Here is a 19,439-nt window from a genome sequence, read left to right as displayed (position 1 = left end):
TGCATTATGCCAGGCGCAAAGCCGCGAGCCAGAGCGGATTCTCGACTTATAGAATCTTTGCTCTAAAAATGACCGTTCGGTTTTTATTGGTCACCAATGTGACTGGTGATGCCTTGCTTGGCTCTAGTCGGCCTTTGGCAAAGCTGCTACTCTCGGCGCGCTTTGTGACTTCTCGGCCTAGGTAAAAGCCAGACTCACCAACAAAAGACACCTGTAAAAAACCCAGACAAATAATAATCGCATCAAATGCGGTGATGAATTCGCGTTGCTGAGGAGTGGGCTTCCATGATCGAAGACTTTTGGAAGGATAAGTACCCAGCTGGAATTGCTGCCGAGATCAATCCAGACGAGTACCCGAATATTCAAGCGGTGTTGCAGCAGTCCTGCCAACGTTTCGCTAACAAACCGGCCTTTAGCAACCTCGGCAAGACACTCACCTACGGTGAGCTGTACGAATTGTCTGGGGCCTTTGCCGCGTATCTGCAGCAGCATACCGACTTGCAGCCCGGCGATCGAATTGCCGTGCAACTGCCCAACGTCCTGCAATATCCGGTCGCGGTATTCGGCGCCATCCGCGCCGGGCTGATCGTGGTCAACACCAACCCGCTGTACACCACGCGGGAAATGGAACACCAGTTCAATGACTCCGGGGCCAAGGCCCTGGTCTGCCTGGCCAACATGGCGCACCTGGCCGAAGCGGTCGTGCCCAAGACCGGCGTCAAGCATGTGATCGTCACCGAAGTGGCGGACCTGCTGCCGCCGCTCAAGCGCCTGCTGATCAACAGCGTCATCAAATACGTGAAGAAGATGGTCCCGGCCTATCACCTGCCCAAGGCCGTCAAGTTCAATGACGTGCTGAGCAAGGGCCATGGCCAGCCGGTGAAGGAAGCCAACCCGGCCAGCAGCGACGTTGCCGTGCTGCAATACACCGGCGGTACCACCGGCGTGGCCAAGGGGGCGATGCTGACCCACCGCAACCTGGTGGCCAACATGCTGCAGTGCAAGGCGCTGATGGGCTCGGACCTGAATGAAGGTTGCGAGATCCTGATCACTCCGCTGCCGCTGTACCACATCTATGCCTTCACCTTCCATTGCATGGCGATGATGCTGATCGGCGGCCACAACATCCTGATCAGCAACCCGCGCGACCTGCCGGCGATGGTCAAGGAACTGTCGAAGTGGAAGTTCAGCGGTTTTGTCGGCCTCAACACCCTGTTCGTGGCGCTGTGCAACAACGAAGCGTTCCGCAAACTGGACTTCTCGGCCTTGAAAGTCACCCTGTCCGGCGGCATGGCCTTGCAGCTGGCGGCGGGCGAGCGTTGGAAAGCGGTAACCGGCTGCCCAATCTGCGAAGGCTACGGCATGACCGAAACCAGCCCGGTGGCCACGGTCAACCCGAGCCAGAATATCCAGGTCGGCACCATCGGCATTCCGGTGCCTTCGACCCTGTGCTGCGTGATCAACGATGCGGGCGAAGAGTTGCCCCTGGGGGAAATCGGCGAGCTGTGCGTCAAGGGCCCGCAGGTGATGAAAGGCTACTGGCAGCGCCAGGACGCCACCGACGAAGTCATGAGCAGCGAAGGTTGGCTGAAAACCGGTGACATCGCGCTGATCCAGCCAGACGGCTATATCCGCATCGTCGACCGCAAGAAAGACATGATTCTGGTCTCCGGTTTCAACGTCTACCCCAACGAGCTGGAAGACGTGCTGGCAGCGTTGCCAGGCGTGTTGCAGTGCGCGGCGATCGGTATTCCGGATGAAAAATCCGGGGAAGTCATCAAGATTTTCATCGTCGTCAAGCCGGGCGTGACCCTGACCAAAGAGCAGGTGATGACCCACATGCGCGCCAACGTCACCGGTTACAAGGTGCCCAAAGCCGTGGAGTTCCGTGATGCGTTGCCGACCACCAACGTGGGCAAGATCCTGCGTCGCGAGTTGCGTGATGAAGAGTTGAAGAAGCTCGGCCTGAAGAAGTAAGCCGAAGGCTGCATGAAAAAGCCCCGCAGAGGCGGGGCTTTTTTGTGGGCGCTGCCCAGGCTTACAGCTGGAACTGGGCGAAGCTCACGCCGGTGCCTGCCGGGCGCACGTCCTTGAGCAACGAATCCTTGTCCGCGCTCAGCTCAAGGCTCAGGGCCGCTTTGCGCTTGCCCTCGTTGCGGATCACCAGGCCTTCGAGTTTTTCCCGCAGGAACACCGTCGGCACCTTCAGGTGCAGCAGTTGGTCGGTGCCAGGATTGTGCAGCAGCAGGTGCACCCATTCGTACTGACCGATGGCCAGGCGGCTGACCGGGATATCGAACCACCAGATGTTCTTGTTGCGGTTCAGCTCCGCGAAGTGGCAGTTGTTGACGCCCAGTACTGCACCGCCCAGTTCCTGGTTTCTGCGCGCAATGGCCAGCTTTTTATCGAGTTTCATAACATTCCTACGGGATTGGATCTTCAGCGCACAGCCTGAATACGTTGCGCATTCTCGTGGGTTGGCCGGCAAACATAAAGCGCTACCTGCCCGAGCGGCGAAAAATACGCCTGCTGGCGGCGGCAAAAAATAATTGAAACTCTGCGCAACACTGGCGGGTCAATCCTTACGTAATGACCAAAACCCACTATTGTTCTTCGGAGAAATACCATGGGCAGCACAGCGGATAAGGCAAAAGGTTTGGCTAACGAAGCCATCGGCAACATCAAGCAAGGTGTCGGCAAAGCGACCGATAACACCAAGCTGCAGGTGGAAGGCAAGGTGCAAGAGAAGAAAGGCGAAGCCCAGCAAGCCGTGGGCAAAGCCAAGGATGCAGTCAAGAAAACCATCGACAAGGCCTGATGTTTCGGGCGGCTCGATGCAGTAAGACGGCCATCCAGGGATGGCCGTTTTTTTGTCGGCTGCCGCGTGGGCCAATGAATCGAAATGGTTCAAAGTCGCCAACTGGGCTAATTTGATGTAGAAAACGGCCTCTGAGTCGCCACCGACCCTGACTTTTTGCGGCGAAAGGAGACGCTATGATTTTCCCCCATTTGAAAGGCCTGTCCCTGCAGCGTGTGCTGGTACGCACGGTGAAAGAGTTCGTCGACGACGAAATGTCGACCTACGCCTCGGCACTGGCCTACCAGATGCTGTTTTCACTGTTCCCTTTCATTCTGTTTCTGATCGCGCTGATCGGTTTCCTGCACCTTCCGGACTTCTTCAGCTGGCTGCGCCTGCAGTCGGAACTGGTGCTGCCGCCCCAGGCCCTGGAGCAGGTCAACCCGGTGATCGACCAATTGCAGCAATCTAAGGGCGGATTGCTCTCGGTGGGTATCGTCATCGCCCTGTGGACCGCCTCGGCGGGTGTGCGGCTGATGATGAGCGCGATGAACGCCGCCTATGACGTGGTTGAGGGGCGACCGATCTGGAAGCGCTTCCCGCTGTCGGTTTTCTACACCATCGGGATTGCCGGCATGCTCCTCGCCGCGGCAGCGCTGATGGTGCTGGGGCCGCAGGTCATGGCCTGGATTGCCGGGCAAGTCGGGCTGGAGGATTTCATTGTCACCGTATGGACCATCCTGCGCTGGCCGGTGATTGTGATCCTGATGATGGTCGCCGTGGCCCTGATCTATTACGTGATGCCGGACGTGAAGCAGGAATTTCGCTTCATCACCCCGGGCTCGGTGCTGGCGGTGGTGGTGTGGATCGTCGCGTCTCTGGGCTTTGCCTTCTACGTAAAGACCTTCGCCAACTACAACGCCATGTATGGCAGTATCGGCGCGATTATCGTCCTTCTTTTGTATTTCTATATTTCCTCGGCAGTGCTGTTGCTGGGCGCGGAAATGAACGCGGTGATCGAACACATGTCGGCCGAAGGTAAAGACCCTGGAGAAAAGGTTGCCGACGAGCACGACTCCCAAAAACAACACGTTTCGGGACTGGGTCGGGACCACTCGCTCAAGCCGGACACTGATGAAGCCTGACCATGATTCGTGAAATTCTCAAAATGGGCGATGAACGCCTGCTGCGCATCGCCCCCCCGGTACCGCCCGAAATGTTCGACAGCGCCGAGCTCTGGCAACTGATCGACGACATGTTCCAGACCATGGAAAGCGTTGGCGGGGTTGGCCTGGCGGCGCCACAGATTGGGGTCGACCTGCAACTGGTGATCTTTGGTTTCGAGCACAGCGAGCGCTACCCGGATGCCGAGGCGGTGCCTCAGACCATTCTGATCAACCCGTTGATCACCCCACTGGGCCCGACCCTGGAAGAAGGCTGGGAAGGGTGCCTGTCGGTACCCGGTTTGCGCGGCGCGGTGCAGCGTTATCAGCACATTCGTTATGAAGGTTTCGACCCCAAGGGCGAGCCAGTGGTGCGCATTGCCTCGGGTTTTCATGCGCGGGTGGTGCAGCATGAATGCGACCATCTGATCGGGCGGTTGTACCCGTCGCGGATCGATGACTTCAGCAAGTTCGGCTTCACCGAGGTGATGTTCCCCGACCTCGATCCCGGTTCGGACGAGTGAGCTGAAAAAAGGGGATGCCCCTTGGCCGCTCAATCCTCCCTCGTGCCGCCGGTGCCGGATCTCCTGGCCCCGGCGGTGTCGCTTACTTGGCCGGTTTGATAAAGCGCAGAGTCATGCGGTCCGACTCGCCGATCGCCAGGTAGCGCGCCTTGTCCTGTTCACCCAGTTTGAGTGACGGGGGCAAGGTCCAGACCCCATCGGGGTAATCCTTGGTGTCCTTGGGGTTGGCGTTGATTTCGCTCTGGCCATCCAGGACAAAACCGGCATCAGTGGCCAGTTGCACCACATAGGCCGTGGTCAGGTAGCCGCTGTGCTTGATGTCTTCCAGGGAAGCCCCGTCTTTAGCCCGGTGATCGACCACCCCCAGCACGCCGCCGGGTTTCAATACCTTGAAGAACGCCTGGAACATGCTGGGTGCGGTATCGGCCATGACCCAGTTGTGCACGTTGCGAAAGGTCAGCACCGTATCGGCCGAGCCGGGTTGCCCCAGTACTGGGGCCTTGGGGTCGAATTCGACGAAGCGCGCCTGGGCATAGTGCTCGGGATCGGCGGCGAATTTCTGCCGCAGGCTGTCCGCCGCCTTCTTGAAGTATTCACCGCTGGCCGGCGCTTGCAGGGCCGCAATGTAGTGCCCCTTTTGCTTGAGCAAGGGGGCCAGGATCTCGCTGTACCAGCCAGCGCCGGGGGTGATTTCGATCAGGGTCTGTTGCGGGCGCAGGCCGAAGAACTGCAAGGTCTGCTGCGGATGCCGATAGACATCCCGTGCCGAATTGGCCGGCGCGCGCCAGCTTCCGGCCAGGACCTGGGCATAGTGTTGCGAGGTCATCGGGGCGTTTTCGGCGCCATGGCTGACGGCGGGGAGCAGCAGGGCAGCGAGGGATAAGGCCAGAAGCGTGGGTTTCATGTCGGGTCCTGAGAGGGGCGGTTTGCCCCGAGGCTAACACGCAGTCCCTCCGGCCTTATGTGACCAAATCTTCAGTGCTGCTAACCAACGGTTCTATGCCCATAGCGATCATCGCCTTGTTGCGCCGGTAGCGAACCAGGCGCTCGGCCATGGCTTGGGGCAGCACCGAAGTGCAGGCAAACCCCATGGACTCATACAGGCCTTGCAGGTCCGGATGACAGAACAGCCACAGCGGCCCGTCGAGGGGGGCCCTGGCCTCGGCCACCAGTTGCCTGGCGATGCCTTGCCCGCGGTAATTCGGGTCGACAAACAGCCCCGTCAGCCAATACCCCTTCGACACCTTTTTTACACTCAGCCCGCCGATTATGGTTTCGCTTCGTGCGACCCAGAGCTCCCCATCGCTGGCGCGCATGGACGAGTCATGGTCACGGTAAAACTTGTTCAGCAACGGCCGCAGGTCGTCGCTTAACGGGCTGATTTGAACGCTGGGCATGGGCTTTTCGGGTCGGGTTGCAGGAGGGCGCGCAATTATAAAGGACTTCGCTCGCACTATAGGTGGTATACCTCAAGGTCTATCCCGCATCAGTGGAGTGTGCATCATGTCCAAAGGTATGAACTCAAAGAAAAGCGTGAAGAAAAAGCCGGCTAAAACAGCGGATGAAAAGCGCGCGGACAAGAAAACCAAAAAAACCGAAGTGAATGTTTTCGGTCATTGATTGCACTTGATGAAGCCCGCCTGGCGGGCTTCATATCCTTTCACCCACTGCCTCTCTGCCAGTCTTTCCCTCCCGCGCTAAAACCTTCTGTGCACGCTGTTACGCCAACTCCACCGCCAACGCGACCTTGACTGAGTCGCGCACCTCGATCCGTGCCTGAAACCGCGCCAGTGCTGGCCATTGCCCCAGATCGATGGCGAATCCCAGGGTCCAGCGCAGCACGGTAAACAAATAGGCATCGGCTACGCTGAAATGGCTGCCCAGCAAGTAGTCCTGCTGCTCCAGGCGCTGATTCAGCAGGTCAAGGCGCTTGAACAACTTATGGCGCAGCAGCGCTTTGGCTTCTTCGTCAAGCTGGGTACTGAACAGCCAGCCCAGGCCACCGTGGACCTCGCTGGAAATGAAATTCAGGTCCTCCTGCAGGCGCACCCGCTCCCAGCTGCCATTGGCCGGGGCCAGGCCGGCGTCGGGCTTGAGGTCGGCCAGGTACTGCAAGATCGCCGGCCCTTCGGTCAGCACCTGTCCGTTGTCCAGTTGCAGGGCGGCCACGTAACCCTTGGGGTTGATGGCGAGAAAGTCCGCGCCGTCGGCAGTCAGCTTGCTGCGGTTGTCGACACGGATGGCGTGAAATGGCAGTTGCAGTTCACGCAGCACGATATGAGCGGCGAGGGAGCAGGCTTGCGGGGCGTAATAGAGCTTCATCGAGTGCACTCAGGGGGGAGGGGAGCGTTTGAATCAGTGTCATAGTCCTGGGTGCTCTGGGTAAAATTAATCTTTCAGCAAACTCCCATAAGGTCAGCTACTGGCATGATGAACCTGATGCATTGGCGGCTGTTGGTGGCGATCGCCGACAGCGGCAATATCACCCGCGCCGCGGAACAGGTGGGCATGACGCAATCGGGCGCGAGCCAGGCCCTGGCGCTGGTGGAAGATACGCTCGGGGTGCAGCTGTTCACCCGGGAAAACCGCCAGACCCTGCCCACCGCGATCGGCTTCCAGGTGCTGGAGCAGGCGCGGCTGATGCTCGCGGCATTGCAGGCCATCCGTGAAACCGCGGATCAGGCGCGGCCGATTCAGCGCGGCAGTATCCGCCTGGCCAGTTTCCCGATGGTGCTGGCGACGTTTCTGCCGCCGTTGCTGCGCCGCTTCAATCAGCTGTACCCGGGCATCCAGGTGCTGGCGCTGGAGGTCAGTGATGATGAGGTCGAGGCGCTGCTCGCTGCCGGCCTGACGGATGTGGGCGTGGTGCTCAATCCGCCTGCGGGCGGCCAGGCGCGATTGCTGGGGCTCGACAGCTGGGTGGCGGTGCTGCCGGTCGGCCATGCCCTGGCCCGGCGCTCGCACGAACAGGGCCTGGCCCTGGCGGAACTGGTGGCACAACCCTTTGTGCTGGCCACGGGCGGCTGCTCGGTGAACGCCCGGAGCCTGGCGCTGGACGCCGGGCTCGTGCTGGCGGATGTGCGCGTCGAGGTCCGTGAGTGGAACAGCGCCTTCACCCTGGTTCGCGAACAGGTCGGGGTCAGCCTGGTGCCCCAGAGCACCTTGCCCGACAACCGCCAGGGCCTGCGGATACTGCCCTTGAGTGTGCCGATCGATCGCCGCTTTGCCCTGGTGCCGGCACCCGGGCGGCCGCCTTCGTTAGCGGTACAGGCATTGCTGGATATGCTCGACGGCTGATCCGCCACTAATGGTTGGCCTTTAGTTAGTTTGCGAAGGGTTTTAGAGCCTGGAGAAAGTTGCCAATACTGGCTGACTAATGGCCTTGCGCAGATGCCATGCCTGTCTATGCTCAGCGCTAATGGTTTATGTCGGTCGCCATATCAACCGCTTGTTTTCAGGTGTCGACCGGCATGTAACATTTATGAAACAACGCGCCTGAATACGTGAACAGCCTCAAGAGTGCGCAACTAAGGCACCGGGATCTGACGGAGTTTTTATTAAATGGAGTTATTTGCAATGTTGGGTTGGGCCCGGTAACGGGTCATCAAGAAAAGGATGGCTTGATAAGAGCGTTGCTCTATGGACACTCCGATTAAACATCATTTATCACCTGACACACTCTCTCCCGTGGAGCGAGACGCTTGCCATGTTCAAGGAAACAATGTGGTGGATCAATTGAAAGACTTGGAACTTCCGTCAATCAAAAGACAGCGTTGAAGGTGATACAACATGTTTAATTTACATCACAAGTCTGACCTGCTTGAAATTGAACGATTTACCTGTGCGCTGACCGAGGCCAAAGCCAAGTTGGCGGCGATCAGCCGTTCCATGGCCATGATCGAGTTCTCCCCCGATGGCATCGTCCTCGACGCCAACGAACACTTTTGCCAGACCATGGGCTATACCGCTGACGAGATTCGCGGCAAGCACCATCGGATTTTTTGCGAAGAAGAGTTCTACCGCAGCGAGGAGTACGCCAAGCTCTGGCGCGATCTGGCGCGCGGCGAGCCCATCAGCGGGACCTTTCTGCGCCTCGACAAGCGCGGCCACGAGATCTGGCTCGAAGCCAGTTACATGCCGGTGCTGGGCCCCGATCGGCAGGTGCAGAGCGTGATCAAGGTGGCGGCGGACATCTCGCAACGGATCCACACCGAACATGAAAACCAGAGCCTGCTCAACGCCATCGGCCGGTCCATGGCGGTTATCGAGTTTTCCCCGGACGGCAAGATCCTCACCGCCAACGAAAACTTCCTGAAGACCATGGGTTATTCGCTGAACGAGATCGTCGGGCAGCACCACAGCATGTTTTGCCATCGCGCCGAAGCCGAGTCCCAGGCCTACAAGTTGTTCTGGGCTTCACTCAATCGCGGCGAGTACCACTCCCACCGTTTCGAACGGGAAAACAAATACGGCCAGACCGTATTCCTCGAGGCGTCCTACAACCCGCTGTTCGATGCCAAGGGCCGCCTGTACAAGGTGGTCAAGTTCGCCAGCGACATTACCCAGCAGATGAACACCTTGCAGACCGCTGCCGACTCCGCCCACAGCACCTCGGTGCAGAACGACGCCTGCGCGCAGAAGGGCTCGAAGGTGGTGCAGCAGACGGTGCAGATCATCGAGGAGATCTCCCGCGACCTCAACGAAGCCGCGCGCAGCATTGACGCGGTGAGCAAGCAGTCCGACATCATCGGCACCATCGTCCAGACCATCCGCGGCATTGCCGACCAGACCAACCTGCTGGCGCTCAACGCGGCGATCGAGGCGGCCCGGGCCGGCGAGCACGGGCGGGGCTTTGCCGTGGTGGCGGATGAGGTGCGCAGCCTGGCGGCGCGGACCAGCCAGGCGACCCTGGAGATTGTCGAGGTGGTGCGCAAGAACCACGATCTGTCCCTCAGCGCGGTGACCAGCATGCAATCAAGCCTGAGCCGCACCGGGCTCGGGGTGGAACTGGCGAACGAGGCCGGTTCGGTGATCCTGGAAATCCAGCAGGGTTCGCGGCATGTGGTGGATGCCATCAGCCAGTTCAACTCGACCTTGCAGCTGCAATAGCGCGCGGCGGCACACAAAAAAAGGGTTCCCGAGGGAACCCTTTTTCAATGCGGTGACGATTACAGCGCAGCGAGAAACGTGTCCGCGACTTGCGGCGTGGTCACGTTCTCGGCTTTCTCGGTCTGCGCCAGCTTCATCTTGTCTTCGATACGCTGGGCAATTTCCTTGCCGATGGCCAGTTGCTGCTCCGGCGGCATGCTCTTTATGTCGTCTTCGGTGAGGCCCAGTTCCTTGAGGACGCTGTCGCGCATCCGCTGCTCGGGGCTTTTGCTCATGTAGTCCTTGAAGTCGGTCATCGCGGCGCTTTGGGTCGCGGTGGTGGCTTCAGGCGTGCTGGTGGTCGGCGGGGTGGCCTGCAGCAGTACGCGGGTCTTGGCGAACGCCGCGTCGACATTGTCGGTCACGGTGTTGCTGGCCTGTTGCGTGGCCTGGGCGGCCTGGAACGTCGCGGCGTTCTGCACGTTTTGCATCATGCCGCTGTAAAGGGCGCTGGCGGCAGCCGTGGTCGGGTCCATATCGGATCGCTGGGTGGGCTGCACCGCGATGTTTTTCTGTGCGTTGACCAACATGATTGGGCACCTGGTGGTAATGGCTATGCGGGGTAACAAGCAATTTACATACCGATAAATCCGGTCCTTATATATCAAGGGCTTGAGTGACTTTCGCGGTCCTTGTCAGGGCCAGGGCGGACAAGCCTTGCCGCTTTGCGGCAGCTGCCAGGGGCAATGGCCGCCGCGTGCGGGTGGTCAGTAGCTGATGCCGATTCCGAAGTCTTCGGCAAAGGCATCATCCTGCGGCTGATAACCGAGGACCCGGGTGGTCTCGCTGAGGTCCAGGCGCTTGAAGCGGTTGTTGGAAATGCCATGGCCGATCAGGTACTGAACCCCGGGAGTTTCCACCGAGCGTTGCAGCAGCTGTACCGCGTCCCGCGGGCTCAACCAGGCGCTCAAGTCACGGGTGGTGGTCAGCTCGTGGTGTTCGGCGAACTCGAAGGCGCCGATGCGCAGGGCAATGCTCGACAAACCGCGTTTGGCTGAATAAAAGGCGCACAGCGCTTCGCCGTAGCATTTGCTGACGCCATACAGGTTGGCCGGCATCACCGGCATGCCCGGAGTGATCTGGCGGTCCACCGGGTAGCCTTCAATGGTTTGTGCACTGCTGGCGAACACCACGCGTTTGCAGCCGGCGGCCACCGCCGCTTCGAACAGGTAGGTGGTGGCCAGGATATTGTTGGGCAGCAACTCGTCGAAGGACGCCGTGGCGTGAGGGATGCCGGCCAGGTGCACGATCACGTCGATGCCCTCCAGCAGCGACCCCAAGGCCTGGGGATCGGTCAGGTCCAGGCGCAGGAAACGGTGGGGCGCCGTGACCTCGAAATCCGCCTCGATGCGATCGGTGAGGGTGAAGCGGTAGCGCTCGTGGGAGGCCTGGAAAAAGGTTTTGCCAATCCTGCCGCAGGCGCCTGTCAGCAGTACGTTGAGTCCGTTCATGAAAGTCTCTTTTTGTGGTTTTGCGAGGGGCTGCGCCGCTTCACGGGATGCCGTTGCAGCCATGGAGGCGGAAACCCGGGCGTTGCTCGAGGCGTTGGTAATACGCCATGACCGCAGGGTAGTCGGGGCGGGTCATGGGCGTCATCAGCCAGCGATTGACCGACAGCCCGAGCACGATATCGGCCAGGCTGAAGTGCGCGCCCGTGACGTAAGCCCCGGTGGCCGCCAGTTGTTGTTCAAGAATCGCCATCTTGCTGTTCCAGCCTTGAATGCCGTCGGCGATCCGCTGCGGATCCTGGTATTCCGGGTTCTGCCGCACCAGGGCGACGAAGGCGTAGCTCCAGGCTGGATTGAGCTCGGTGGCTTGCCAGTCCATCCATTGCTCGACCCTGGCCCGGGCGCGTGGCTCGCTGGGCAGCAGGTCGCTGTGGTGCGCCAGGTAGCGGCAGATGGTGTTGGATTCCCACAACGCGCCGGCGTCATCGATCAGCACCGGCACCTGGGCGTTGGGGTTGAGCTGGAGAAACTGTGGGCTGTGGGTCGACTGAAAGCCGCTGCCCCAGTCTTCACGTTCGTATGAAAGATCCAGTTCAGAGCAGGTCCACAGGACTTTCCTGACATTGATCGATGAAGCTTTACCGAGAATCTTGCGGGTTCCCATAACGCGTCCTTGGCTGTGCGTGGCTCGCGAAATCTACCAGCGTCGGCGTGCTGCTGTCTGTTGCTAACGCTTGCGCCTCAGCTGGCCTGCTGGGGTGTCGGGTCCGGCAGGGCCGAGGTGGGCAGGCCGAACACCCGGTCGAACAGCCAGTTGAAGGCAAAGGCGTAGCACGGGATAAACAGGATCAACGCCAGGTCGAGCAGGAACGCCTGCGCCAGGCTGATGTTCATCCACCAGGCGATCAATGGGATCAGGAACACGATCAGCGTCAGTTGGAACCCCACGGCATGGGCAATGCGCCGTTTCACCGTGCGCGTGCGGGAGGGCTGGCGGCTTTCCCAGCGCTCGAACAGGCTGGTGTAGATGAAGTTCCAGGTCACGGCGATGCTGGTGATGACCACCGCCAGCGGCCCGGTACTGTGGGGCGATGTGCCGGACAGCAGGGCCAGGCCGAGGGCCGAGAAGGTCATGCCGAACACTTCGAACAACGCCACATACACCAGTTTGCGTTTCACACCTTGCATGGTTTTTCCTCTGTTTCAAATGCATCAGGCCAGCCTGTTGGCTGCGGGTGGCTGGCGAAGGGCGCAAAAGATAGCTTCAATGTGACTGACAGAAAAAGTCAGTAGCTTTCAGGTTTTCTGATAGGTTGCGCCGATGAATTTCTCCAGTGACAGCATCCAGTTATTCCTCGCCGTGCTTGAGCGCGGCTCGTTTTCCGCCGCTGCCCGGTCCCTGGGCAAGGTGCCTTCGGCCGTGAGCATGGGCATTGCCAACCTTGAGGCCGAGCTCGGTTATGCCTTGTTCGATCGCAGCCACCGCGAGCCGGTGCCCACCTCCCTGGCCTTGACGCTGGCACCCCATGCGCGGTTGATCGCCGACCAGCTCAGGCAATTGCAGGTGCACGCCATCGAGCTGTCCCTGGGGCTGGAAAGCCGGCTGTCCATCGGTGTGGTGGATGATCTGGACAAGCGCCGGGTGCTGGCGGCAATCAAGCTGATTGCCGAGCGCTACCCGTTGCTGGATGTCGAAGTGCTGACCGCGCCCCAGGATGACGTGCTGCAGCTGTTGCACAGCGGGCGGGTCAGCGTCGCGGTGGCGTTCGCCGAGTTGGGGGTGAGTGCGCGGCAGTTTTTCCAGTTCGTCGGCAGCGAGCAAATGACGGCCTGCGTCTCGGCCCGGCATTCACCCTTCGCCGGCCCGGACGAGCCGCTGTATCTGGAAGAACTGATCAAGTCGCGGCAGGTGGTGGTGGCCAGTCGGGACTTGCCGATCAGCGATGGTCGGGCGCTGGTGGGCGAGTCGTTCTGGCGCACCGACAGCCTGGCCATGGCCCTGGATATGGTCGAGTCCGGCCTGGGCTGGGGCAATTTTGCGCTGTCGGTGATCGAACCCCTGCTGGCGTCCGGCCGGCTCAAGCGCCTGAGGTTCAAGAACATCGAGAACGGCTTGCTGCTGCCGGTGCACGCGGTGTGGCTGAAAAACCAGCCGCTGCAGAAGGCGGCCCTGGCGTTTGTGCAATTGATGAGTGGTGAGGATCCGGCGCTCGACCACTCGCCACGCTGAGCGATGACAGCGCCTAGGTGCTTTCCCTCACCCGCAGCTCGAACCCCATGTCCACCACCGGCTTGGCCACGGTATTGCCGGCCATCAGGGTCAGCATCTGCTCCGCGGCGCGGCGGCCGATGGCTTCGCGCGGGGTGCTGATGCTGCTCAGGCGCGGCACCATGTACTCCGAAGAGGGCAGGTCGTTGAACCCCAGGATCGCCACCTGTTGCGGCACTTTGATCCCGTGGCGCAGGGCTTCGAGCAGCGCGCCCTGGGCCAGGTCGTCGTTGCCGAAGAAGATCGCGTCCACCTGGGGGTGGCTGTGCATCATCTGCATAAACAGCTCGCCGCCCAGGCCCACGGAGGACGGGCGCGGGGTCAGCAGTTCGAGGTCCGGGTCATACAAGCCGGCTTTTTGCAGGGCCCGACGAAAGCCTTCGCCGCGCAGCAGGGTGCGTTGATCCAGTTGGGCGCCGATATAGGCCAGGCGCTTGCGACCACGGGACAGCAGATGTTCGGCAGCGGTTTCGCCTGCGTTCAATTGCGAGAAACCGACGCAGTTCAGGCCGGCGCCGGGGTCCAGTTCCATCATGTACACGCACGGAATATTGTTCGCCTCGATCATCCGGCGAGCGCTCTCGGTGCGGTCGAAGCCGGTCAGCAACAGGCCTCGGGGCTGATAGGCCAGGTAGTTGCGCAGCAGGTTTTCTTCTTCGTCGCGGGAATAGTGGTAGTTGCCGATCAGCACTTCGAAGCCCTTGGGACGCAGCACCTGATGGATGGCTTCCAGGGTTTCGATAAACAACAGGTTGGACAGCGAGGGCACCAGCACCACCACCGAGTGGCCCTGGGCCGAGGCCAGGGCGCGGGCGGCGGAGTTGACCACATAGTTGAGTTCCAGGGCGGCCTGCTGGACTTTTTCCACCAGTTCAGCGGCCACGCTGCTGATGCCACGCAGGGCGCGCGACGCGGTGATCGGGCTGACCCCGGCCAGGCGTGCAACCTCATTGAGGGTAGGGCGTCCCGTGGTACGGGTATTTTTATCGTTCTTGTGAGTGGTCATCAGACGGCTTGCCAAACAAAATTCAAGTCACTAAGGTAGCGCTGTCTCGAAACAGCTGCAAATGTGTGAGCGCGGGTTGCCTGACCGGCGCTCTTTGGTTTCGGGGCCTATATACGCGGCAACCCACAAAAATGACAAGAAGGCGTCGGCAGAAACTATTTTTGCACTAGAGTTTCCAAGAGCGAAGGTAGCGCTGTCTGCGTGTTGAGGTGTTACATGAGTCAACCCATCACCGCCCTGGTCATCATGGGCGTTGCCGGCTGCGGCAAGTCCAGTGTCAGTGAGGCCTTATGCCGACACAGCGGCGCCACGGCCATTGAAGGCGATACGTTCCACCCTGCCGCCAACATCGCCAAGATGAGCGCCGGCATTCCCCTGGACGACGACGACCGTGCCGGCTGGCTCGACAGCCTGTGCGATGAATTGCGCCGCGCCCTGGCCGCCGGTCAGATGCCGGTGCTGACCTGTTCGGCGCTCAAGCGCAAATACCGCGACCGCCTGCGCAGCGCCACGCCGGGCCTGGGGTTTGTATTCCTCGAGCTGACGCCCGAAGTGGCGGCTGACCGGGTATCCCATCGCCCTGGCCACTTCATGCCCTCGACCCTGATCGACAGCCAGTTCGCCACCCTCGAATCGCCGGTAGGCGAGGCCCTGACCCTGGCCCTGGATGCGTCGCACCACAGCGTCGACGAGCTGGCCGAACAAGCCCACCTCTGGTGGCTGGAACACGGTTTGAAACGTGCGGTATGAATTCGATCTCAATAGATAGCGCTGTCCTGGTGGCTGGCGAATTACCCGCTTTAATAACAACAACAATCAGGAGACACCCCTAATGTTTGGCATGTCCCACGAGACGTTCCTGCTGCTCGATGCAGTGGTCACGGTGATCGGGCTGATCGTCCTGATCACCCAGTTCAAGCTGCACCCGTTCATTGCCCTGATCATTGCCTCGGCCTTTCTCGGCCTGACCTCCGGCATGCCCATCGGCACCATCATCAAGGCGTTCCAAGACGGCTTCGGTGGCGTGCTCGGGTTTGTCGGCATCATCCTCGCCCTGGGCACCATGCTCGGCAAAATGATGGCCGAATCGGGCGGGGCGGATCAGATCGCCCAGACCCTGATCCGCGCCTTCGGCAAGGACAAGGTGCAGTGGGCCATGATGTTCGCCGCGTTCCTGGTGGGCATCCCGCTGTTCTTTGAAATCGGTTTTGTGCTGCTGATACCCCTGGTGTTTATCGTCGCTCGGCGCACCGGTGTATCGATCATCAAGATCGGCATCCCGCTGCTGGCCGGCCTGTCCGCGGTGCACGGCCTGGTGCCGCCGCACCCTGGCCCGTTGCTGGCGATCGGGGTGTTTGGTGCCGACATCGGTAAAACTATTCTCTACGGTCTGATCGTGGCGTTGCCGACGGCGATCATTGCCGGTCCGATCTACGGCACCTTTATTGCCAAGTACATTCCGGGCCACGCCAACCAGGAACTGGTCGACCAACTGGCCCGCGAGCCGGATTCGGCCGAGTTGCCGAGCTTCGCCATCACCTTGGTGACCGTGCTGCTGCCGGTGTTCCTGATGCTGCTGAAAACCTTCGCCGACGTCGCCCTGCCGGATGGCAACTTCTTCCGCACCTGGATGGACATGATCGGTCACCCGATCTCGGCACTGCTGCTGGCCTTGCTCCTGTCGCTGTACACCTTTGGTGCGCGCCAGGGCATCGACTCCAAGCGCATTCTCAAGCTGCTGGATGCGAGCCTTGCGCCCACCGCTGCGATCATTTTGATCATCGGTGCCGGTGGTGGCTTCAAGCAGATGCTGGTGACCAGCGGCGTGGGTGATGTGATCGGGCATATGGCGGTCAACGCCCAGATTTCGCCGATCCTCCTGGCCTGGCTGGTGGCGGCGGTGATCCGCATTGCCACCGGTTCGGCGACCGTGGCCACCATTACCGGCGCGGGCATTGTGGTGCCGGTGGTGGGGATGATTCCGGGCGTCAACCGTGAACTGCTGGTGCTGGCCACCGGTGCCGGTTCGTTGATCCTGTCCCACGTCAACGACGCCGGGTTCTGGCTGGTCAAGCAGTACTTCAACATGACCGTGGCCGAAACCTTCAAGACCTGGACCGCGATGGAAACCATCCTCTCGGTGGTGGGCCTGATCTTTATCCTGCTGCTGTCGCTGGTGGTCTGAACCACGCTTGCAGCCACTGCCCCGAGTGGTGGCTGCTCCGGCATAAAAAAACCGCATCGCTGCGGTTTTTTTGTGGCTGGGGTTCAGGCCTCAGGCGCTTTTACCGACCAGGCCATCGGCGCGGAACATGCCGCGAATACCGCGTACCGCCTGGCGGATACGGTCCTGGTTCTCGATCAGGGCAAAGCGCACATGGTCATCGCCGTATTCGCCGAAACCTACGCCTGGCGAGACACAGACCTTGGCCTCGGCCAGCAGTTTCTTGGCGAACTCCAGGGAGCCCAGGTGGGCATAAGCCTCGGGGATCTTGGCCCAGACATACATCGAGGCTTTGGGGTTTTCGACCATCCAGCCCAGTTCGTGCAGGCCCTTGACCAACACATTGCGCCGCTGCCGATACTGCTCGGCAATGTCCTTGACGCACTGTTGATCGCCTTCCAGCGCGGCAATCGCCGCCACCTGCAACGGGGTGAAGGTGCCGTAGTCGTGGTAGCTCTTGATCCGCGCCAGGGCGTTGACCAACTCCGGGTTGCCGACCATGAAACCGATACGCCAGCCGGCCATGTTGTAGCTCTTGGACAGGGTGAAAAACTCCACCGCAATGTCCTTGGCCCCTGGCACCTGCATGATCGACGGGGCTTTCCAGCCGTCGTAGACGATGTCGGCGTAAGCCAGGTCATGCACCACCAGTACGTCGTACTGCTTGGCGAGGGCGATCACCCGCTCGAAAAAGTCGAGCTCCACGCACTGCGCGGTGGGGTTGGACGGGAAGCCCAGGATCATCATTTTCGGTTTGGGGATGGAGCCGCGAATCGCCCGTTCCAGCTCGGCGAAGAAGTCCACCCCCGGAATCAGCGGCACCGAACGCACCTGGGCCCCGGCAATCACTGCGCCGTAGATATGGATCGGGTAGCTCGGGTTGGGCACCAGCACCGTGTCGCCCTGGTCCAGGGTCGCCAGCATCAGGTGCGCCAGGCCTTCCTTGGAACCGATGGTGACAATGGCTTCTTCTTCGGGGTCGATATCGACCTCGTAGCGATCCTTGTACCAGCGGGAAATCGCCCGGCGCAGGCGCGGAATGCCGCGGGACGTGGAGTAGCCGTGGGTGTCTTCGCGCTGGGCGACGGTGACCAGTTTTTCCACGATATGCGGTGGCGTGGGGCCGTCGGGGTTACCCATGCTCAAGTCGATGATGTCTTCGCCGCGCCGACGCGCAGCCATCTTCAGCTCGGCAGTGATATTGAAAACATAGGGAGGGAGTCGATCTATGCGCGCAAAGCGGCGCGGCGAACCTTGGTCGGCCATTGTTGCCTCGAAATACGTAAGCGCCCGGAACCGTCCGAGCGACGTTGGCCACTGCGGTGGCCTGCGGCGCTGACGATAAGGGCGCGACTGGCTGCTTGTCCAGAGGTGACGCGCAAATTTTTTGCAGGCCTCGGCGAGCATTTGTGAGGCGCGGTGGTTTGCCGCTATAACGTGCACGCTTTTTGCCTTAGCAAGTGGTGCCCCATGAGGGGGCTCTGTGTGCAACTGCCTTGAACGGGATGAATGATGGAGTTTACCAGCGGCTTTCTGCTGAGCCTTTCGCTGTGCCTGGACATCGGCGTGGCCAATATCGCGATGATTACCCTGGCCATGCAGCGCGGCTATTTTCAAGGTTTCTGCCTGGGCCTGGGGACCTGTGTCGGCGACCTGGTCTATGCCGTACTGGCCCTGGCCGGGATGACCGTGTTGTTGCAGTACGAGAGCGTGCGCTGGGTCTTGTGGATCGGGGGCTCGGCGCTGCTGGTGTACTTCGCGGCGAAGATGATCTATTCGGCGATCCACCACAGTTCGGTGCTGGCGGAAGCGGGGGAGGCGGACAACGGTTCGCCGCGCAAGGAGTTCTTTCGCGGGATCTTCCTGGCCATGTCATCCCCCAGCGCGATCCTCTGGTTCGCCGCGGTGGGCGGGACCCTGATTGCCCGATCCGGGGGCGGCGGCATCGCCAGTTCCGGGCTGTTCCTGGCCGGGTTCTTCTGTGCCGGGCTGGTCTGGACCATGGGCCTGTGCCTGGCTGCGACCCAGGGTGGCAAGTTGCTCGGCGACAAACTGCTGCGCTACTCCTATCTGGCATCTGCGGCGATCTTCTGCTATTTCGCGGTCTACGTGATCCTATCTGGCTACCAGGAGTTTATCGGCGGCGGCGCCCTGGCAGAACTTCCAGCACTCTGACGAAGCAACTCGGGTTTGGCCTCTATACTTGCAGCCGAACCCGTTTCTAACCGGCAGGAGTGGCTTTTCATGGATGAGCAAAAACAGGGCATCGCCTCGCAACCGCGCTTCGAAAGAGGGCGTTTTCTGCTGCTTGCCGGTTTGGGCGGGCGTTACGACCAGGCCAGCGCCGCGACTATTCCCCAGCTGTGGGAGCAGTTTGCGCCCCATATCGGCCAGGTGCCGGGCCAGGTGGATGACGTGACCTACGGCATTTGCTGCAACGCCGATGGCCAGGGTGCGTTCGACTACGTGGCGGGCGTCGAGATCAGCAAGCTCGACGACTTGCCCGAACGGTATCGCTGGGTTGAAGTGCAGCCGCAGCACTACGCGGTATTCGAGCATCAGGGGCCGCTGCAGTCCTTGCCCCAGACCTTTCACTACATCTGGAAAACCTGGCTGCCGCAGTCCGGGCGCGAGGCGGCGGATGCGCCGGAGTTCGAGCGTTACAGCGCCGACTTCAACCCGGCCACCGGTGACGGTGTGCTGGAAATCTGGCTGCCGCTCAAGGCCGACTGAGGCGTTTTCGAAGGCGCCCTGGCGGGTGCGGCAACGGCAGCAGCCAGGGGCGCTCAGCGCTGTTTTTTATCCCGTCGTTCATGCAGGAAGTCGATGTACAGCGTGATGAAACCGAAGGTGCTGATGC

21 protein-coding genes and 1 pseudogene are annotated in these 19,439 nt (G+C 60.8%); 12 read left to right on the top strand and 10 right to left on the bottom strand.

The annotated features are described in order from the left end of the window. Window positions 1–285 precede the first annotated feature (285 nt). Window positions 286–1,977, top strand: coding sequence for a long-chain-fatty-acid--CoA ligase FadD1 (gene fadD1 / locus CF161_RS06460; RefSeq protein WP_020295759.1), 1,692 nt, complete (start codon window positions 286–288; stop codon window positions 1,975–1,977). 61 nt (window positions 1,978–2,038) lie between these two features. Here fadD1 and CF161_RS06455 read toward each other — a convergent pair whose 3' ends face one another. Further along, the gene (locus tag CF161_RS06455) at window positions 2,039–2,416 is read right to left on the bottom strand and encodes a hypothetical protein (RefSeq protein WP_020295758.1); all 378 of its coding nucleotides are present in this window, start codon (window positions 2,414–2,416) and stop codon (window positions 2,039–2,041) included. A gap of 210 nt (window positions 2,417–2,626) precedes the next feature. Here CF161_RS06455 and CF161_RS06450 point away from each other — a divergent pair, with 210 nt between their 5' ends. From CF161_RS06450 to def, 3 genes are all read left to right on the top strand, one after another. Next, entirely contained in the window at window positions 2,627–2,818 is a 192-nt protein-coding gene (locus CF161_RS06450; protein ID WP_020295757.1) for a CsbD family protein, read from the top strand. A 176-nt stretch (window positions 2,819–2,994) separates the two neighbouring features. Then, window positions 2,995–3,942 (top strand): YihY/virulence factor BrkB family protein, encoded by a 948-nt coding sequence (locus CF161_RS06445; protein ID WP_020295756.1) that lies wholly within the window; start codon window positions 2,995–2,997, stop codon window positions 3,940–3,942. Window positions 3,943–3,944: 2 nt separating this feature from the next. Further along, the gene (gene def, locus CF161_RS06440) at window positions 3,945–4,484 is read left to right on the top strand and encodes a peptide deformylase (RefSeq protein ID WP_020295755.1); all 540 of its coding nucleotides are present in this window, start codon (window positions 3,945–3,947) and stop codon (window positions 4,482–4,484) included. Between the two features lie 82 nt (window positions 4,485–4,566). Here the strand turns inward: def and CF161_RS06435 are convergent, their stop codons facing one another. The 3 genes from CF161_RS06435 to gstA all read right to left on the bottom strand — a co-directional run bounded on the left by CF161_RS06435 (window position 4,567) and on the right by gstA (window position 6,806). After that, a complete protein-coding gene (locus tag CF161_RS06435; protein ID WP_020295754.1) occupies window positions 4,567–5,388 on the bottom strand; it encodes a class I SAM-dependent methyltransferase in 822 nt (273 codons plus the stop codon). 55 nt (window positions 5,389–5,443) lie between these two features. After that, complete coding sequence (locus CF161_RS06430; protein ID WP_020295753.1) at window positions 5,444–5,881, bottom strand: GNAT family N-acetyltransferase; 438 nt, start codon at window positions 5,879–5,881, stop codon at window positions 5,444–5,446. Window positions 5,882–6,203: 322 nt separating this feature from the next. Further along, window positions 6,204–6,806, bottom strand: coding sequence for a glutathione transferase GstA (gene gstA, locus CF161_RS06425; RefSeq protein ID WP_020295751.1), 603 nt, complete (start codon window positions 6,804–6,806; stop codon window positions 6,204–6,206). Between the two features lie 105 nt (window positions 6,807–6,911). Between gstA and CF161_RS06420 the strand changes: the two genes are divergently transcribed. From CF161_RS06420 to CF161_RS33595, 3 genes and pseudogenes are all read left to right on the top strand, one after another. Next, window positions 6,912–7,781, top strand: coding sequence for a LysR family transcriptional regulator (locus CF161_RS06420; RefSeq protein ID WP_020295750.1), 870 nt, complete (start codon window positions 6,912–6,914; stop codon window positions 7,779–7,781). Window positions 7,782–8,273: 492 nt separating this feature from the next. After that, window positions 8,274–9,047: pseudogene (locus CF161_RS33600) on the top strand (PAS domain-containing protein); the annotation flags it as partial. 6 nt (window positions 9,048–9,053) lie between these two features. Beyond that, window positions 9,054–9,593 (top strand): methyl-accepting chemotaxis protein, encoded by a 540-nt coding sequence (locus tag CF161_RS33595; RefSeq protein ID WP_371106516.1) that lies wholly within the window; start codon window positions 9,054–9,056, stop codon window positions 9,591–9,593. Window positions 9,594–9,652: 59 nt separating this feature from the next. Here the strand turns inward: CF161_RS33595 and CF161_RS06410 are convergent, their stop codons facing one another. From CF161_RS06410 to CF161_RS06395, 4 genes are all read right to left on the bottom strand, one after another. Then, window positions 9,653–10,162 carry a hypothetical protein gene (locus CF161_RS06410; protein WP_020295748.1) on the bottom strand — a complete coding sequence of 170 codons (510 nt, stop codon included), beginning with the start codon at window positions 10,160–10,162 and terminating at the stop codon, window positions 9,653–9,655. 177 nt (window positions 10,163–10,339) lie between these two features. Beyond that, the gene (locus tag CF161_RS06405; protein ID WP_020295747.1) at window positions 10,340–11,083 is read right to left on the bottom strand and encodes an NAD(P)-dependent oxidoreductase; all 744 of its coding nucleotides are present in this window, start codon (window positions 11,081–11,083) and stop codon (window positions 10,340–10,342) included. A gap of 40 nt (window positions 11,084–11,123) precedes the next feature. Then, the gene (locus CF161_RS06400; RefSeq protein ID WP_020295746.1) at window positions 11,124–11,744 is read right to left on the bottom strand and encodes a glutathione S-transferase family protein; all 621 of its coding nucleotides are present in this window, start codon (window positions 11,742–11,744) and stop codon (window positions 11,124–11,126) included. A gap of 77 nt (window positions 11,745–11,821) precedes the next feature. Next, window positions 11,822–12,268, bottom strand: a complete 447-nt coding sequence (locus CF161_RS06395) for a PACE efflux transporter (protein WP_020295745.1) — start codon at window positions 12,266–12,268, stop codon at window positions 11,822–11,824. A 133-nt stretch (window positions 12,269–12,401) separates the two neighbouring features. Between CF161_RS06395 and CF161_RS06390 the strand changes: the two genes are divergently transcribed. Beyond that, window positions 12,402–13,310 (top strand): LysR family transcriptional regulator, encoded by a 909-nt coding sequence (locus tag CF161_RS06390; protein ID WP_020295744.1) that lies wholly within the window; start codon window positions 12,402–12,404, stop codon window positions 13,308–13,310. Window positions 13,311–13,323: 13 nt separating this feature from the next. On the opposite strand, the gene CF161_RS06385 is transcribed toward CF161_RS06390, so the two are convergent. Further along, complete coding sequence (locus CF161_RS06385) at window positions 13,324–14,355, bottom strand: LacI family DNA-binding transcriptional regulator (protein ID WP_020295743.1); 1,032 nt, start codon at window positions 14,353–14,355, stop codon at window positions 13,324–13,326. A 216-nt stretch (window positions 14,356–14,571) separates the two neighbouring features. Here CF161_RS06385 and CF161_RS06380 point away from each other — a divergent pair, with 216 nt between their 5' ends. Then, window positions 14,572–15,105, top strand: a complete 534-nt coding sequence (locus tag CF161_RS06380) for a gluconokinase (RefSeq protein ID WP_020295742.1) — start codon at window positions 14,572–14,574, stop codon at window positions 15,103–15,105. A gap of 82 nt (window positions 15,106–15,187) precedes the next feature. Beyond that, window positions 15,188–16,540 (top strand): GntP family permease, encoded by a 1,353-nt coding sequence (locus CF161_RS06375; protein WP_020295741.1) that lies wholly within the window; start codon window positions 15,188–15,190, stop codon window positions 16,538–16,540. Between the two features lie 90 nt (window positions 16,541–16,630). Here the strand turns inward: CF161_RS06375 and alaC are convergent, their stop codons facing one another. After that, window positions 16,631–17,845 (bottom strand): alanine transaminase, encoded by a 1,215-nt coding sequence (alaC, locus tag CF161_RS06370; protein ID WP_020295740.1) that lies wholly within the window; start codon window positions 17,843–17,845, stop codon window positions 16,631–16,633. Window positions 17,846–18,091: 246 nt separating this feature from the next. Here alaC and CF161_RS06365 point away from each other — a divergent pair, with 246 nt between their 5' ends. Both CF161_RS06365 and CF161_RS06360 read left to right on the top strand, forming a co-directional pair. Then, window positions 18,092–18,754 (top strand): LysE family translocator, encoded by a 663-nt coding sequence (locus CF161_RS06365; RefSeq protein WP_043228772.1) that lies wholly within the window; start codon window positions 18,092–18,094, stop codon window positions 18,752–18,754. Window positions 18,755–18,823: 69 nt separating this feature from the next. After that, window positions 18,824–19,312 carry a GyrI-like domain-containing protein gene (locus CF161_RS06360; protein ID WP_020295738.1) on the top strand — a complete coding sequence of 163 codons (489 nt, stop codon included), beginning with the start codon at window positions 18,824–18,826 and terminating at the stop codon, window positions 19,310–19,312. Window positions 19,313–19,439 lie beyond the last annotated feature (127 nt).

It is taken from the genome of Pseudomonas sp. CF161, assembly GCF_000416215.1.
Taxonomy (GTDB): domain Bacteria; phylum Pseudomonadota; class Gammaproteobacteria; order Pseudomonadales; family Pseudomonadaceae; genus Aquipseudomonas.
The sequence above is the reverse complement of the archived record's forward strand: the minus strand, read 5'-3'. Positions and strand labels throughout refer to the sequence as shown.

What these genes read in the sequence shown, in the direction of transcription:
- CF161_RS06435 (WP_020295754.1), bottom strand. Translation starts at nt 5,388, where the DNA reads ATGAAACCCACGCTTCTGGCCTTATCCCTCGCTGCCCTGCTGCTCCCC.
- alaC (WP_020295740.1), bottom strand. Translation starts at nt 17,845, where the DNA reads ATGGCCGACCAAGGTTCGCCGCGCCGCTTTGCGCGCATAGATCGACTC.
- CF161_RS06445 (WP_020295756.1), top strand. Translation starts at nt 2,995, where the DNA reads ATGATTTTCCCCCATTTGAAAGGCCTGTCCCTGCAGCGTGTGCTGGTA.
- CF161_RS06385 (WP_020295743.1), bottom strand. Translation starts at nt 14,355, where the DNA reads ATGACCACTCACAAGAACGATAAAAATACCCGTACCACGGGACGCCCT.
- CF161_RS06410 (WP_020295748.1), bottom strand. Translation starts at nt 10,162, where the DNA reads ATGTTGGTCAACGCACAGAAAAACATCGCGGTGCAGCCCACCCAGCGA.
- CF161_RS06455 (WP_020295758.1), bottom strand. Translation starts at nt 2,416, where the DNA reads ATGAAACTCGATAAAAAGCTGGCCATTGCGCGCAGAAACCAGGAACTG.
- CF161_RS06390 (WP_020295744.1), top strand. Translation starts at nt 12,402, where the DNA reads ATGAATTTCTCCAGTGACAGCATCCAGTTATTCCTCGCCGTGCTTGAG.
- def (WP_020295755.1), top strand. Translation starts at nt 3,945, where the DNA reads ATGATTCGTGAAATTCTCAAAATGGGCGATGAACGCCTGCTGCGCATC.
- CF161_RS06360 (WP_020295738.1), top strand. Translation starts at nt 18,824, where the DNA reads ATGGATGAGCAAAAACAGGGCATCGCCTCGCAACCGCGCTTCGAAAGA.
- CF161_RS06400 (WP_020295746.1), bottom strand. Translation starts at nt 11,744, where the DNA reads ATGGGAACCCGCAAGATTCTCGGTAAAGCTTCATCGATCAATGTCAGG.
- fadD1 (WP_020295759.1), top strand. Translation starts at nt 286, where the DNA reads ATGATCGAAGACTTTTGGAAGGATAAGTACCCAGCTGGAATTGCTGCC.
- CF161_RS06365 (WP_043228772.1), top strand. Translation starts at nt 18,092, where the DNA reads ATGGAGTTTACCAGCGGCTTTCTGCTGAGCCTTTCGCTGTGCCTGGAC.
- CF161_RS06420 (WP_020295750.1), top strand. Translation starts at nt 6,912, where the DNA reads ATGATGAACCTGATGCATTGGCGGCTGTTGGTGGCGATCGCCGACAGC.
- CF161_RS06380 (WP_020295742.1), top strand. Translation starts at nt 14,572, where the DNA reads ATGAGTCAACCCATCACCGCCCTGGTCATCATGGGCGTTGCCGGCTGC.
- gstA (WP_020295751.1), bottom strand. Translation starts at nt 6,806, where the DNA reads ATGAAGCTCTATTACGCCCCGCAAGCCTGCTCCCTCGCCGCTCATATC.
- CF161_RS06450 (WP_020295757.1), top strand. Translation starts at nt 2,627, where the DNA reads ATGGGCAGCACAGCGGATAAGGCAAAAGGTTTGGCTAACGAAGCCATC.
- CF161_RS06375 (WP_020295741.1), top strand. Translation starts at nt 15,188, where the DNA reads ATGTTTGGCATGTCCCACGAGACGTTCCTGCTGCTCGATGCAGTGGTC.
- CF161_RS33595 (WP_371106516.1), top strand. Translation starts at nt 9,054, where the DNA reads ATGAACACCTTGCAGACCGCTGCCGACTCCGCCCACAGCACCTCGGTG.
- CF161_RS06395 (WP_020295745.1), bottom strand. Translation starts at nt 12,268, where the DNA reads ATGCAAGGTGTGAAACGCAAACTGGTGTATGTGGCGTTGTTCGAAGTG.
- CF161_RS06405 (WP_020295747.1), bottom strand. Translation starts at nt 11,083, where the DNA reads ATGAACGGACTCAACGTACTGCTGACAGGCGCCTGCGGCAGGATTGGC.
- CF161_RS06430 (WP_020295753.1), bottom strand. Translation starts at nt 5,881, where the DNA reads ATGCCCAGCGTTCAAATCAGCCCGTTAAGCGACGACCTGCGGCCGTTG.